The 14,328-nt window shown below is 61.9% G+C and carries 13 protein-coding genes and 1 pseudogene; 11 read left to right on the top strand and 3 right to left on the bottom strand.

From position 1 onward, the window contains the following. The first annotated feature begins 16 nt into the window (after window positions 1-16). The 6 genes from JQ597_RS25695 (at window position 17) to JQ597_RS25670 (ending at window position 6,179) form a co-directional block, all read left to right on the top strand. Window positions 17-808, top strand: a complete 792-nt coding sequence (locus tag JQ597_RS25695) for an enoyl-CoA hydratase/isomerase family protein (protein ID WP_212267932.1) — start codon at window positions 17-19, stop codon at window positions 806-808. A gap of 32 nt (window positions 809-840) precedes the next feature. Continuing rightward, entirely contained in the window at window positions 841-2,061 is a 1,221-nt protein-coding gene (locus JQ597_RS25690) for a CaiB/BaiF CoA transferase family protein (protein ID WP_212267930.1), read from the top strand. A gap of 64 nt (window positions 2,062-2,125) precedes the next feature. Continuing rightward, entirely contained in the window at window positions 2,126-3,130 is a 1,005-nt protein-coding gene (locus tag JQ597_RS25685; RefSeq protein ID WP_212267928.1) for a Bug family tripartite tricarboxylate transporter substrate binding protein, read from the top strand. Window positions 3,131-3,140: 10 nt separating this feature from the next. Next, window positions 3,141-3,608, top strand: a complete 468-nt coding sequence (locus tag JQ597_RS25680) for a tripartite tricarboxylate transporter TctB family protein (protein ID WP_212267926.1) — start codon at window positions 3,141-3,143, stop codon at window positions 3,606-3,608. Between the two features lie 12 nt (window positions 3,609-3,620). Next, window positions 3,621-5,129: a tripartite tricarboxylate transporter permease gene (locus tag JQ597_RS25675; RefSeq protein WP_212267924.1), complete on the top strand. Its 1,509-nt coding sequence runs from the start codon at window positions 3,621-3,623 to the stop codon at window positions 5,127-5,129. Between the two features lie 48 nt (window positions 5,130-5,177). Then, window positions 5,178-6,179: a 4-hydroxythreonine-4-phosphate dehydrogenase PdxA gene (locus JQ597_RS25670; RefSeq protein WP_212267922.1), complete on the top strand. Its 1,002-nt coding sequence runs from the start codon at window positions 5,178-5,180 to the stop codon at window positions 6,177-6,179. 45 nt (window positions 6,180-6,224) lie between these two features. On the opposite strand, the gene JQ597_RS25665 is transcribed toward JQ597_RS25670, so the two are convergent. Then, entirely contained in the window at window positions 6,225-6,929 is a 705-nt protein-coding gene (locus JQ597_RS25665; RefSeq protein ID WP_249133607.1) for a GntR family transcriptional regulator, read from the bottom strand. Window positions 6,930-7,163: 234 nt separating this feature from the next. Here JQ597_RS25665 and JQ597_RS25660 point away from each other — a divergent pair, with 234 nt between their 5' ends. The 4 genes from JQ597_RS25660 (at window position 7,164) to JQ597_RS25645 (ending at window position 11,681) form a co-directional block, all read left to right on the top strand. After that, window positions 7,164-8,060, top strand: coding sequence for a VOC family protein (locus tag JQ597_RS25660; RefSeq protein ID WP_212267920.1), 897 nt, complete (start codon window positions 7,164-7,166; stop codon window positions 8,058-8,060). Between the two features lie 43 nt (window positions 8,061-8,103). Continuing rightward, on the top strand, window positions 8,104-9,690 hold the full coding sequence (gene mhpA, locus JQ597_RS25655) for a bifunctional 3-(3-hydroxy-phenyl)propionate/3-hydroxycinnamic acid hydroxylase MhpA (RefSeq protein WP_212267918.1): 1,587 nt from the start codon (window positions 8,104-8,106) through the stop codon (window positions 9,688-9,690). Window positions 9,691-9,763: 73 nt separating this feature from the next. Continuing rightward, a complete protein-coding gene (locus tag JQ597_RS25650; RefSeq protein ID WP_212267916.1) occupies window positions 9,764-10,612 on the top strand; it encodes a fumarylacetoacetate hydrolase family protein in 849 nt (282 codons plus the stop codon). Window positions 10,613-10,703: 91 nt separating this feature from the next. After that, window positions 10,704-11,681, top strand: coding sequence for a Bug family tripartite tricarboxylate transporter substrate binding protein (locus JQ597_RS25645; protein ID WP_212267914.1), 978 nt, complete (start codon window positions 10,704-10,706; stop codon window positions 11,679-11,681). 7 nt (window positions 11,682-11,688) lie between these two features. Here the strand turns inward: JQ597_RS25645 and JQ597_RS37775 are convergent. Continuing rightward, window positions 11,689-11,915: pseudogene (locus JQ597_RS37775) on the bottom strand (IS5/IS1182 family transposase); the annotation flags it as partial. A gap of 175 nt (window positions 11,916-12,090) precedes the next feature. Here JQ597_RS37775 and JQ597_RS25635 point away from each other — a divergent pair. Further along, window positions 12,091-13,875: an adenylate/guanylate cyclase domain-containing protein gene (locus tag JQ597_RS25635; RefSeq protein ID WP_249148197.1), complete on the top strand. Its 1,785-nt coding sequence runs from the start codon at window positions 12,091-12,093 to the stop codon at window positions 13,873-13,875. A 147-nt stretch (window positions 13,876-14,022) separates the two neighbouring features. Here JQ597_RS25635 and JQ597_RS25630 read toward each other — a convergent pair whose 3' ends face one another. Then, the gene (locus JQ597_RS25630; RefSeq protein WP_212267907.1) at window positions 14,023-14,265 is read right to left on the bottom strand and encodes a hypothetical protein; all 243 of its coding nucleotides are present in this window, start codon (window positions 14,263-14,265) and stop codon (window positions 14,023-14,025) included. Window positions 14,266-14,328: the final 63 nt, after the last annotated feature.

The raw sequence follows: 14,328 nt of genomic DNA, 5'->3' as shown, positions 1-14,328 counted from the left end.
GGGGTCTGTCAACAAAATGAATGAAAACGTCACCCCCGAGACGGACTTGCTTTACGAGGTCCGCGACGGCGTCGGCCGGATCATCTTCAACCGGCCGCAGGCGAGAAACTCGCTGACCTTCGGCATGTATGAGCGGCTGGCTGCGATATGCGAAGCCGCCGCCGGCGACCGCAGCCTCAAGGTGCTGATCCTGAGCGGCGCAGGCGACAAGGCTTTTGCGGCCGGCACCGACATCAACCAGTTTCGCGCGTTCAAGACTCCGCAAGACGCCATCGGCTACGAGGCCCGGATCGACCGCGTGCTGACCACGCTCGAACAATGCCAGGTGCCGACCATTGCGGCGATCAACGGCGCGTGCACCGGCGGCGGCGCCGCGATCGCCGCATGCTGCGATCTGCGCATCGGGACCCGGACCGCGAAATTCGGGTTTCCGATCGCGCGCACACTCGGCAACTGCTTGTCGGCATCCAGTATCGGCCGGCTCTCGGGCCTGATCGGGGCAACGCGGCTCAAGGAGATCATTTTTACCGCGCGCCTGATCGAAGCCGAAGAGGCCGCCGGCATCGCCCTGCTGCATGAAGTCGTTGAGGATCTTTCCGCCCTCGAACGGCGGGCCGATGAACTGGCGCGGCTTGTCGCAGGTCACGCCCCGCTGACGCTGCGTGCCACCAAGCAGGCGCTGCTTCGCGCGCAGCCGAAGCCGGCCGAAGACGAGGACCTGATCCTGATGTGTTACCAAAGCCGGGATTTCCGCGAAGGCATGGATGCCTTCCTCAACAAGCGCCAGCCGCAATGGACTGGTGACTAAGCAACAAGAACAACAACATTGCGGGAGAAACCATGGGCCCCCTGAGTGGATTGAAGGTTGTCGATCTGACGCACGTCATGGCGGGCCCGACCTGCACGCTGATGCTCGCAGACATGGGCGCCGAGGTCATTAAAATCGAAAAGATTCCGGCCGGCGACGACACCCGCTACATGGTCCCTCCCAGGATCGGCGACGTGGCGGCCTCATTCCTGATGATGAACCGCAACAAGAAGGGCATTGCGCTCGATCTGAAGACACCGGGCGGCGCAAAGGTGCTGCGGCGCCTGATCGGATCGGCAGACGTGCTGGTTGAGAATTTCGGCCCCGGGGTGATGGACAAGCTCGGCTTCGGTTACGCCGATATCAAAAAGGCGCACCCTGCCCTGATCTACTGCTCGCTGTCCGGCTTTGGCCGCACCGGCCCGTACAAGCATCGCCGCGGCTTCGATCTGGTGGCGCAGGCGATGAGCGGCATCATGAGCTTCACCGGCGAGCGGCCCGACGGACCACCGGTCAAATGCGGCGCGCCGCTGTCCGACATCACGGCTGGAATTCTCGCGGCCATGGGCATCCTCGCCGCCTATGCCCACCGGCTCAAAACCGGCGAGGGGCAATGGGTCGAAACCTCCCTGTTCGAGGCCGCCCTCGTTCAGACCTACTGGCAGGCCGCCATCGCGATGGCCACCGGCGTGGCGCCGCAGGCGATGGGTTCGGCCCATCCACTCAATGCGCCCTACCAGGCGTTCGAAACATCAGACAAATGGATCGTGGTCGGCGGCGCCAACCAGAAAAACTGGATGCGCACGCTCGAAGTGCTTGACGCGATCGAACTGGCGCGGGATCCGCGGTTTGCGACCGGCGCCGATCGAATGGGACATTTGAAGGAACTGGAAGCCGTGCTCACGGGGCGCTTCAAAACCAAATCCGCCGAGTATTGGCTGGCTGCGCTTGAGGAGGCCGGCGTCCCCTGCGGCCCCGTCAACGACATGCTGCAGGCCCTCGCCGACCCGCAGACGATCGCGCGCGAAATGGTGGTCGAGGTCGAGCATTCCACGCTCGGCAGCGTGAAGACGATTGGATTGCCGATCAAGTTCTCGCAGACGCCCGGCAAGGTGCGGTCGGGCGCGCCGCTCTACGGCGAACATACCAATGCAATCCTCGGCGCTTACGGCTTTGACGCCGACGAAATTGCAGCGCTTCACAAGGAAGGCGCGATTGCCGCGCCGGAGTTTGCAAGGGATGAAGCGGGCTGACGCAAAAGCCTGAGACGACACCAAGACCAAGAAAACAAAAATCAGAGATACACGGGAGGACTAGATGTCTCAGAAGCCGACATTCGCTGCGATCGCCTTCGGTCTCGCCATTGGGCTCACGGGAGCGGCGAATGCCGCGTGGCAACCGGCCAAGCCGATCGAATTCATTGCAACGGCAGGCCCGGGCGGCGGCACGGACAATTTTGCGCGTGCGGTCCAGAACATCATCACCAAGTATAAGCTGGTCGAGCAGCCTATCGTCGTCGTCAACAAGGCCGGCGGCAGCGGCGCCGAGGGCTACACCTACACCAAGGCGATGGCGGGCGATCCCTACAAGGTCGTGTTCGGCACATCGAACGCGTGGAACCAGCCGATGGTCTCCAAGGTCGCCTATAACTACACCGACCTGACGCCGATTGCCGCGATGGTGCAGGACGAATTCCTGCTCTGGGTGAAGCAGGACGCGCCCTACCAGAACGTGCAGGATTTCCTCAAAGCCGTTGCCGCGAAGCCGCCGGGCGATGTCAAGATGGGCGGCGCGCAATCAAAGGACACCGATGAAACCCTCACCCGCATGATCGACAAGGCGGCCAAGGTGAAATTCGTCTACATTCCCTTCAAGAGCGGCGCCGAAGCCGCGGTGCAACTGGCCGGCGGCCATATCGACGCCCACGTCAACAATCCCAGCGAAAGCATCGGACAGTGGAAGGGCAGCACGCAGCGTCCGCTGTGCGCCTTCAGCCCGCAGCGCCTGCCCGACGGACCCAAGGTCACGGCAACGCAGAACTGGCACGACATCCCGACCTGCGTTGAATCCGGCCTTGCCATTCCGCAATTCCAGCAACCGCGTACAGTCTGGCTGCCGGGAAAGGTGACCGCCGATCAGGCCGCCTTCTATGTCGATCTGATGAAGAAGGTGCAGGCCACGCCGGAATGGAAGGAATATATCGAGCGGACCTCGCAAACCGACACTTTCCTGACCGGTGATGCCTTCAACAAGTTCATCAAGGAAGATATCGAACGCACCCGCAAGGTTGCCGCCGATGAAGGCTGGCTGATCTCCAACTAGAGTTCGGACGATGGTCTCTGGACGCAGTCTGGAAGCGGCGACGGCGCTCATCACCGGGGCGTTCGGCGCAGCCGTGATCGTCTCCAGCCTCGACAACGGCATCGGCTGGTCCGCCGCCGGTGTCGAGTCCGGCACCTTTCCATTGATCGTCGGCCTCGTCATCCTGGCCGGCAGTTTGTTCAATCTCGTGCAGGGGTGGTTGCACGCGCGGGCCGTTATTCTCGGGCCAAGCGAATTCAGGCGATTGGCAACATTGTTCGTCCCGGCCGCGGTCTTTGTCGGAGTCATTCCGCTGATCGGGATGTATCCGGCCGCCGCGCTCTATGTGTTCGGCGCGCTGGCCTGGCACAGGCGCGGCTCGCTGTTGCTCGCGGCCGTCGCCGCGATCGGGGCGGCGTTGGCGCTCTATCTGATGTTCGAGCTGACGTTCCATATCTCGATGCCGCGCGGCGCGCTCGGCACCTTGTTCGGCTTCTAGGGGAGCGCTTCGTTGGAAAATCTCGAAGCTCTCATGCATGGCTTTGGCATCGCGCTGTCAGGCAATCATATTTTCCTGATGGTGATCGGCGTGCTGCTCGGCATTCTCGTCGGCGTGCTGCCCGGCCTCGGCGCACCCAACGGCGTTTCGCTGCTGCTGCCGCTCACCTTCGGAATGCAGCCGGTTTCGGCCATCATCCTGCTCTCGTCGATGTATTGGGGCGCCTTGTTCGGCGGCTCGGTCACATCCATCCTGTTCAACATTCCAGGCGAGCCCTCCTCGGTCGCGACCACGTTCGACGGCTATCCGATGGCGCGCGACGGCAGGCCGACCACGGCGCTGGCGACGGCGTTCGGCTCGGCTGCCTTTGGCGCGCTCGCCGGTGTCGTTCTGATTACGCTTGCGGCGTCATGGGTCGCGCAAGTGGCGCTGGCCTTCGGGCCGCCGGAATATTTCGCGGTCTATTTTCTGGCGTTTGCGAGTTTCATCGGGATGGGCGGCTCGCCGCCGATCAAGACGCTGGTATCGCTCGCGATCGGCTTCGCCCTGGCGGCCGTCGGGATCGACACGGTCTCCGGCAGCGTGCGGCTCACCATGGGCATCGACGAGATGGTGAAGGGCGTCAGCTTCGTGGTCGCCGTCATGGGCCTGTTCGGGATCGGCGAGTTGATGATTGCCGTGGAAGAGGAATTTCACGTCAAGGCGATCTCCTCCAAGGTGGAATGGCGCGAAGTCTTCCGTACGCTCGTGGGTCTTCCGAAACATGGCTGGGCGCTGCTGCGCAGCGCGGCGATCGGCTGCTGGATGGGTATCACGCCGGGAGGCCCGACCGCCGCATCGTTCATGAGCTACGGCATCGCCAAGCGTCTTTCGCCCCGGCGCGCGAATTTCGGCAAGGGCGAGCCGGAAGGCATCGTCGCTCCGGAAGCCGCGGATCATGCCGCCGGCACCAGCGCCCTGCTTCCGATGCTGTCGCTGGGCATCCCGGGATCGGCGACCGCGGCCGTCATGATGGGCGGCCTGATGATCTGGGGACTCAATCCCGGACCGATGCTGTTCGTCGAGCAGAAGGACTTCGTCTGGGGACTGATCGCCTCGATGTATCTCGGCAACGTCGTCGCCGTGGTGCTGGTGCTGCTGACGGTACCGATCTTCGCGGCGCTGATGCGCGTGCCGTTCTTCATCATTGCGCCTGTGATCGTCATCATCTGCACCGTCGGAGCCTATTCGGTTTCCAATTCCTATCTCGACGTCATGTTGATGATGGGATTCGGTGTGCTCGGATATCTGTTCAAGAAGCTTCATTATCCGCTGGCGCCGCTGGTGCTCGCGATCGTGATTGGCGACAAGGCGGAAGACGCGTTTCGCCAATCCATGCTGATGTCGAAAGGCTCGCTCGGAATATTTTTTGCCAAACCGCTGGTGACAACGCTGATCCTGCTTGGCGCGGCCCTGCTGCTGATGCCGACAATCTGGCGAACGATCGGCCGGATGATGCCGCGGTCGGAGGTGAAGCCATGATCGTCGCACAGAACAATTTGACCCTAGATTAAGGCCCCGGAGATCCTGATGAGACCGATCATAGCGCTTGCGATGGGCGACCCCGCCGGCATCAGCCCGGAACTGACGGCCCGGCTCCTTGCTCTCGATGACGTCGTCGCCAAGGCCCGGATCGTCGTCATCGGTGACCGCCGCGTCCTCGATGATGGCGCGCGCGTTGCCGCGGTAAAGCTCGACCTGATATCCGCATCGCCCGACGCCGATCTCTCGAAGGAAGCGCGGGCCCCGGTTTTCATCGATCTCGGCCATCTCGATCCGGCATTGGTCGCGCGAAGCACCGCGACAGCCGAAGGCGGCCGGTTTGCGCTGGCGAATTATCGTCAAGCGCTGACGATGGCACGTGACGGCCGGGCCGACGCCGTTTGCTTTACGCCCTTCAACAAGAATGCCATGCGGCTTGCACATCCCGTCTATGACGACGAGATCAGCTTTTCGGCCGACGTGGTCGGATTAGACGGCCCGGCAAGCGAATTCAACGTACTGGACGGGCTTTGGAATGCCCGCGTCACGTCGCATATCCCGCTTGCGGAGGTCGCTTCGCACATCACCAGGGAACGCGTCCTGCGCGCGCTGCGGCTAACGGATGCCTCGATGCGGTCAGCCGGATTCAAGCGTCCGCGCATTGCGGTCGCCGGTCTCAACCCCCATGCCGGCGATGGCGGGAATTTCGGGCGGGAAGAGATCGACGCGATCGGTCCCGCGGTAGAAGAGGCGCGCGCTGACGGGATCGCGACCGAAGGCCCGTTTCCCGCAGATACCGTGTTCCTGCGCGCCAAAGGCGGCGCATTCGATGCGGTGCTGACGATGTATCATGACCAAGGCCAGATCGCGATGAAGCTGATGGGCTTCGATCGTGGCGTGACGCTGCTGGGCGGCTTTCCGTTTCCGATCTGTACGCCGGCCCACGGAACGGCCTATGACATCGCCGGGAAGGGAATCGCGGGGATCGGCGCCGCACATGCTGCGATCCTGCTTGCGGCGGAAATGGCGCAGAGAAAGCTGCAGGCTTGAGCTTTCAAGCACGCCAGCGGCTGGCGTCTGATCACGACGCGCGGCCTATGCGAGTTCGCCGTCGTTCTGCAATTCCGGGAATATCTTCTGATCCCTCAGGATGACTTCGGCCGTTTGATTGTAATGCGCCGTCAGCAAGGCCACGGCATCGTCCGCCTGCTTGCTCAATACGGCCGCCATGATCGCCTGATGTTCGTCGCTCACGTGCCTCGATGGAAAGGCCCTTTGGATCGACAGACGCCGATATCGGTACAGCTGGTCGGCAAGTTGTCCGCAAAATGCGATCAGTGATTGAGATCCACAATTTCCGATCAGGGTTCTGTGAAAGACGCGATGCAGTCTTTCCCACTCCGGATTGTCTTCGAAGCGTTCGGTGTTGAGCGAACGAGGCGTCCTGGCCAGACGATGCTCCGCGAGCAGCAGCAGCTCTTCCCATTGCGGCGTCGAGGCCGCCATGGATTCCCGCAGCGCAAGGCTTTCGACCCAGCACCGGGTCTTGGTCAGTTCAATCAATTCGTTCCGGCTGATGTCCGCGACGTAAAACCCGCGCTGTTCGCGGCATTCGACCAGGCCATCGGCCGCCAGGCGATTGAGCGCCTCGCGCAAAGGCGTCTGGCTGGTCTGATACGTCTCGGTCAGGAAACGCATCTGCAACTTCCGGCCTGGCTCAAGCCTCCCCGAAAGCAGGTCTTCCCTCAGCCGATCATAGACCGTGCTCGCTTGCGTGGAGGATGGCGTAACGGACGCCAAGCGAAGCGCTGATGTGGTGACCACGCCCAAACTCTCCTTTCGGTCCCCAACCCGGTGTCCGATTCCATTGTATACACTTTCTCGTATTCGTACGTAATATATAAATTACTGTTGCTAAGCGCATTTTATATAGGTTAGGAGTCTCCAAGAACCGAGGAAACGTCCAGCGGGACCGAAAGCCACGCTGCTTGCGACAACGCTCAACGTTTCCCGGATTTGGGAGCACGCTACGGAATGACCCATTTTCCCGTCACGGCATTGCGCAGCGTCGAGCTCGAAACGCCTGAGATCGGCCAGTCGGAGCATTTCTATACGTCCGTCTGGGGGCTTGATCTGGTGACGCGCCACGACGGCGTGACGTATCTGCGGGCCAGCGGTACCGATCATCATGTGGTCGCCTTGCGGCAGGGCGATCGCCCGGCGCTCCGGGCTGTCACCTTCCGACTGGATTCCGATGGGAAGTTCGACTCTATCGCTGCGGCATCACAGCAGCAGGGCGCGACGCTGCTCCATGGCCCTGTCCAAAATTCCGGTCCCGATGGCGGGACGGTCATGGCCATTCGGGCACCCGGCGGCGGCGTGCTGCGCTTTGTTTACGGGGACATGCGGCACACCGCATCTCTTCCGTCCGCGAACCGGCCCACGAGACTGGCTCACGTCAATCTGAACGCTGGGGATGTCGACGGCTCGGCCGCGTTCTATCAGCGGGCGCTTGGCTTTCGCCTGACGGATCGCACCAAAGCCATGGCGTTCGTCCGCTGCAATGACGACCACCACGCGATCGTTATCGCCGATGCCGCCGTGAACGGACTCAATCACGTCGCCTTCATGATGCCGAACCTGGAAGCGGTCATGCGGGGCTCGGGCCGCATGATCGACGCCGGATTTCCAATCGCCTGGGGCGTCGGCCGCCACGGCCCGGGCGACAACGTCTTCGCCTATTTCATCGATCCGGTCGGGATCGTCATCGAATACACCGCCGAAGTTCTGCAGGTCGACGACAATTATGTGGTGCGCGGGCCGTCGGAATGGGTCTGGCCGTCAGGCAGGACAGATCACTGGGGCATCGCCCCTCCCAAGGCCGATCACGTCAAGGCGGCCCAGACGGCCGTGCTCTACGCCGATGCTTAACCGCCCGATCCGCTTCGCTTTAGAATCTCGACTGGAGTCCTGAGTGACGCTTTCATCAGAGCAGCACCGGAGCGATTTCCAAGTGGTCGTGGTTGGTCACGGCCCGTCAGGCGCCATCGCGGCCAGCCTGCTCGGAGACAGGAATATCCGTACCCTGGCGATCGACCGTCAGCGCGACGTCTACGACAAGCCGCGCGCGATCGCGATCGATCATGAGATCCTTCGCCTGCTCGATAATCTCGGCGCCGCAGAGCGCGTGCTGCCCTACATCGCACCGTTTCCTGCCTCGCAGCATTTCGGCGCCAAGGGCCAGCTGATACGCCGGATCGATATGGTTCCGGAACCCTATCCGCTTGGATACACCCCCAGCATGGTGTTCACGCAGCCGCCGGTCGAGGCGGCGCTGCGCGCGCACGCGGCGGCCTATGACAGCGTCGACGTCGAACTCGGAACTGAGCTCATCGGCTTCGACCAATCGCCGGAGCGCGTGTCGCTGCAACTGCGCGACGACAAGGGAGCGACGCGTTCGGTCACCGCCGACTATATGATCGCTTGCGACGGCGCCTCGAGCGGAACACGGCAAGCGCTTGGCATCACCTTCGAAGACCTCGTATTCGATGAGCCCTGGCTTGTCGTCGATCTCCGGGTCAACGATGCCGCACTCGGCAAGCTGCCGGAGACGGCGGCGCAATTCTGCGATCCGTCGCGCCCGACGTCGTTCATCGTCGGCCCCGGCAATCATCGCCGTTTCGAGATCATGCTGCTGCCGGGTGAAGATCCCCGTGAGATGGAAGCGCCTGATCAAGTCTGGCGGTTGCTCAGCCGATGGATCAAGCCTGACGACGCCACGCTGTGGCGTGCGGCGAGCTACCGGTTTCATGCGCTCGTTGCGGAGGAGTGGCGGCGGGGCCGCATATTCCTCGCCGGCGATGCCGCGCATCAGCAACCGCCGTTTATCGGCCAGGGCATGTGCCAGGGCATTCGCGATGTCGGAAATCTCGTATGGAAGCTTGATCGGGTACTCAAAGGACAATCCGGCCCCACGCTCCTCGACACCTATGGCGAGGAGCGAAGCGAGCATGTTCGCCAACTCACCACCCGGATCAAGGCGATCGGGCACGTGATTTGCGAGCGCGATCCCGTCGCGGCCGAGGCGCGCGATATCCGCATCCTTGCCGAAGGCGGCGGCCTCCCCCGCACCTTCACCCGCCAGGAGATTGTCCCGCCGCTTCAGAAAGGCCTGCTGGCGTTCCCGCTGCATCCGGCGCACGGCACGCTGTTTCCGCAGCCCTGGATCAGAACGGCAGAAGGGCGGCGTCTGCTCGACATCACTGCGGGCGTTGGATGGCGGCTTGTGCTGGACCAGCGAAACGCGCCGGATTTGACCGCTGATGTGCGGGCGCATCTGACCGGGCTTGGCATGCGACTGATCCGCGTCCGTCCTGCTGACGCGGCAGATCAGGCCGGGCACGACGCCGTCGCTGAAGAAGATGGCGTTCTCGCAGCCTGGTTCGACCGCCACGGCTGCCGCGCCGCGATCGTCCGGCCGGACCACTACGTCTTCGGCGTCGCCAACGACGAACGCGCGCTCGGCAAGATGCTGTCAGAGCTTGCGGGACGGCTTCAATGATCCATCAGGGATTGCAGCTTGAAGGCACCAACACTCATCACCGTTACGCGGTTTCCAGAGCGAGGACATCACAATGAAATTGGCGAGTTTTACGATCGGCAACAGCCGCACCTGGGGCGTGATCGAGGGCGAGGAAGCGATTGACGTCGGCGCGCTGCTCAGGGATCGCTATCCCGATCTCAAATCGGCGATCGCCGCCGACGCATTGCCCGCGGTGCGCGACGCCATCCGCACGGCAAAGCGTTACCCCACGGCTGAGATCATTTGGCTGCCGGTCATTCCCAATCCCGACAAGATTCTCTGCATCGGCCTGAACTACGAGATGCACCGCAAGGAAACCGGACGCGCGGAAGTCGAGAACCCCACCGTGTTCGGCCGGTTTGCCAACAGCCAGACCGGGCATCTCGCCAACATCATCCGGCCAAAACTCTCGCACGATCTCGACTTCGAAGGCGAGCTCGCGATCATCATCGGAAAGCCCGGACGCCATATCGCGCGTTCTGACGCATGGAACCACATCGCCGGCTATGCCTGCTACAACGAAGGCAGCGTGCGCGATTTTCAACGCCACACGCATCAGTTCACGCCCGGCAAGAACTTTCCGGAGACCGGTGCTTTCGGTCCCTGGATGATGACGCCGGACGAACTCGGCGACGTCGCACCGCTGCGGCTGCAGACGCGCGTCAACGGTCAGATCGTCCAGGATGCGACGATCGATCAGATGATTTTCGATATTCCGCGGCAGATCGAATACTGCTCGTCCTTCACGCGCCTCGAGCCGGGCGATGTGATCGCAACGGGGACGCCCGGCGGTGTGGGCGCCAAGCGAACCCCGCCGCTCTGGCTGAAGCCGGGCGATACCGTCGAGGTCGAAATCGATCGCCTTGGCGTGCTGCGCAATGGCGTCGCCGACGAGATTTGATCGAAGCGGGTAGCCCGCGCCGACATTTGTCCGAGAGGATGCCGCCTCAAGCGATCAGAAATCGCAGGCGAATATTTCAGGGAGGATCACCATGCCAAAACTATCCCGCCGCGTGCTGTTGACCGGCATTGCGCTCTGCCTCTCGGGTCCGGCGTACGCACAATCATGGCCGCAAAGACCCGTGTCGGTCGTGGTGCCGCAGGCGGCGGGCAACAGCCCGGATGTGCTGTGTCGCATTATCGCCGACAAACTCTCGCGGGCGCTCGGACAGCAGTTCGTCGTCGAGAACCGTCCAGGCGCCGCGAACCTCGTTGGCACGCAGGCCGTCGCCCGCGCCGCCCCCGATGGATACACCTTCCTGTTTGCCACTTCGGCCGCGCTTGTCACCAACCCCTATACGTTCAAGAAGCTTCCCTACGATCCGATGAAGGATTTTGTGCCGGTCGCCATGGTGGCCCGAAGCAACCACGTCCTTCTCGTCAACCCCGAGGTGAAGGCGAAGACGCTTGCGGAATTGATCGCGCTGGAAAAGTCAGCGCCGGGATCCCTGAGCATGGCGGTCGACGGTCCGCGCAACCTCTCGGGCCTGATCGCACAATCGATCAACAAGCAGGCCGGGACCGGCTTCGTTCTGGTCCCCTACAATACGACCACGAACGCGGTGCAGGACAGCATGACGGGACGCGTCCAGGTGACGATACAAGCGGCATCGATTGCAGAATCCTTCATCGCGGCGGGCACGCTTCGACCTGTTGCCGTTGCGGGCAGCAAGCGCATCGGCTCGTTGCCGGACGTGCCGGCGATCGCGGAAACGTTGAAGAGCGTCGACCTGCAAGGCTGGTTCATGTTGATGGCGCCGGCTGGCACGCCCACCGACATCATCCAGAAGCTCAGCTCCGAGATTGCGGGCGCATTAAAGTCCCCGGAGGTGCAGGAGCGCGCCCCCGCCCTCGGCTTTGATGTCGGCATTGGTGACGCGGTGACGCCTGCAGGCGCGAAGCGGTTTCTCGATGCCGAGCATGCGTCCGCAGGCAAGGTCATCCAGGAACTCGGTATCCAACCTGAATAGCAAGTAATTAGGGCGCGGACTCATCAACGCGCAGCCAATGGCGGATTGATGCGAGCTTCATGAACGCTAAGTTGTTGGCCGCGAGTTTGTCGTATCGGGTCGCGACACACCGACATTGCTTGATCTTGTTGAAGAACCGATCGATCAAGTTTCGTGCGCGAGGAACGGGCTGAAGCAGATCGCGTCTTTGCGATTTCGTTTCGGCGGGATGTTTGCCCAGGCTTCTTGCTGGCGGGCAGGTCGCGCCAGGGAGCACCTGAGCGCACTTCCAAGACTAACCGCCAACCGGACATGCCCGACATGCAAAAATCGACGCGATTGACCCGTTTCGGACATGGGCATAGCCGGACGCCGGCCCACAATTCTGCTATATACCCATTCAATCTTCCCCGAGCTTTGGGGGTGCGTCTTGAGCAGCGAGCACGTAGAGCGGCGGCTGGCAGCTATTCTGGCGGCGGATGTCGCGGGCTCTTGCCGCTTGATAGGGATAGACGAAGAGGGCACGCTGGCGCGACTGAAAGCGCTTAGAAGAACGATTTTCGATCCCAAAATCGCTGAGCATCACGGACGCGTCGTCAAGAATACCGGGGACGGCGCTATTGCCGAGTTCGCCAGCGTGGTCGACGCCGTACGATGTGCCGACGAAATTCAACGCGGCATGGCCGAACAAAATATCGACGTGCCGCACGGCAAGCAGATCGAACTCCGCATCGGCATTCACGTCGGTGATATTATTATCGAAGAAAACGATATCTTTGGTGACGGGGTCAATATTGCAGTGCGTCTCGAAGGGACGGCAGAGCCGGGCGGCATCAGCATCTCGGACGACGCTCGTCGGCAAATTCGTGGCAAGGTAGACGTAACGTTTGAGGATTTGGGTTCGCAATCCTTGAAGAATATCGCCGAGCCGATGCGGGTCTGGCGCGTCCCATACGGTCGCGCCGTGCCAGCCGTGCCGAACCGCTGGCCTGTTGATGAGACCCTTGCTCTACCCAATAAACCCTCGATCGCCGTTCTCCCCTTCACCAACCTGAGCTCCGATCCGGAACAGGAATTTTTCGCGGACGGGATGGTAGATGACATCATCACAGCGCTATCTCATTTCAAGGCGCTGTTCGTCATCGCTCGCAACTCGAGCTTCACATACAAGGGGCGCGCCGTCGACGTGAAGCAGATCGGGCGCGAACTTGGGGTGCGCTACGTGTTGGAAGGCAGCGTTCGGAAGGCCGCAAACCGGGTGCGCATCACGGGACAGCTCGTCGATGCCGCCACCGGGGCACATCTTTGGGCAGAACGTTTTGATGGTGGCCTCGGCGACATCTTCAATCTGCAGGATCAGGTCACCGAGAGCGTTGTGGGGGCGATCGCGCCGGCGGTGGAAAAAGCCGAGATCGAGCGTGCCAAGCGCAAGCCGACCGAGAGTCTCGACGCCTATGCCCTCTATTTACGCGGGTTGCCCAGGTTTTATCAGGTTGCAAGCAGGCAAGCGAACGAAGAGGCATTACGCCTGTTCAACAGCGCGATCGAGCTCGACCCGGATTTTGCATCTGCCTACGGTCGTGCCGCCCATTGCTACGCCATAGCTAGGGCCAATGGCTGGATTTCAGTCACACCGAACGAGATTGCTGAGGTGACAAGGCTCGCTCAGCGGGCGGTTGAGTTGGGCAAGGATGACCCGATCGCGCTCGCCTCCGGCGGGTGGGCGCTAGCGTTTGTCGTTCGCGATCTCGAGGTGGGCGCTGGCTTGATCGATCGCGCGCTTGTGCTCAATTCCAATTGGGCCGAGGCATGGAGTTTCGGCGGCTGGGTAAAAATCTGGCTCGGTGAGCCGGAAGCGGCGATCGAGCGCTTCGCGCGTGCCATGCGCCTGAGCCCACTTGATCCGTCGCTGCTAAGAATGCCAAGCGGGACCGCGAATGCACATTTCTTCCTGGGCCGCTATGACGAAGCGGCATCGTGGGCGGCAATGGCATTGCAGGACAATCCGGACTATCAACCTGGATTACGGATCGCCGCCGCAAGCAATGCAATGGCCGGGCGGCCGGAGCAAGCACATAAGGCAGTGGCTCGGCTGCGGCGACTGAACCCCACGCTACGTGTTTCCACTCTCAAAGACGTGTTGGGCCCTTTTAGGCGGGCCGAAGACCTTTTGCGATACGAAGAAGGATTGCGGCAAGCCGGGCTGCCCGAATGACCAAGAGCAGCCAGGGACCGGTTGCAACGAAGTAATCGAATGAATGCGACTTCCGTTGTTGGCACCTCTCGGAGTGCCGTGATGTCCGACTTGAGTCCGAAACGCGCAGCAACGCGGACGTCCGCCGACCACTCTGAATTTATGGGTTCACGTCCCAGTGCGATCGGGCGGTCGGCTGCGTGAGAGCCTGCAAGGGCTTCCTTCCCGGCCGATCCAGCCACTTGCAGCATGATCAACCTGCAAAATTGCTCCCTTGATCTCTGCAAATTCATTATTGGCAAGAACGCGACTGACGTATTCGGCTTGACGAATACAAGCGGCAATACATTTGATCGCGACCTGAACTTTTGATGACAGTTTTATGACAGCGGCGTCCATCAGTGCCGACAAGACCGATTCCTCAAGTGCAGAACGCCGACGCGCTCGCCGTCACTCCCGCAAGACTCCGACCCA

The sequence above is a fragment of the Bradyrhizobium sp. AUGA SZCCT0177 genome (assembly GCF_018130125.1).
GTDB lineage: Bacteria > Pseudomonadota > Alphaproteobacteria > Rhizobiales > Xanthobacteraceae > Bradyrhizobium.
The sequence above is the reverse complement of the archived record's forward strand: the minus strand, read 5'-3'. Positions and strand labels throughout refer to the sequence as shown.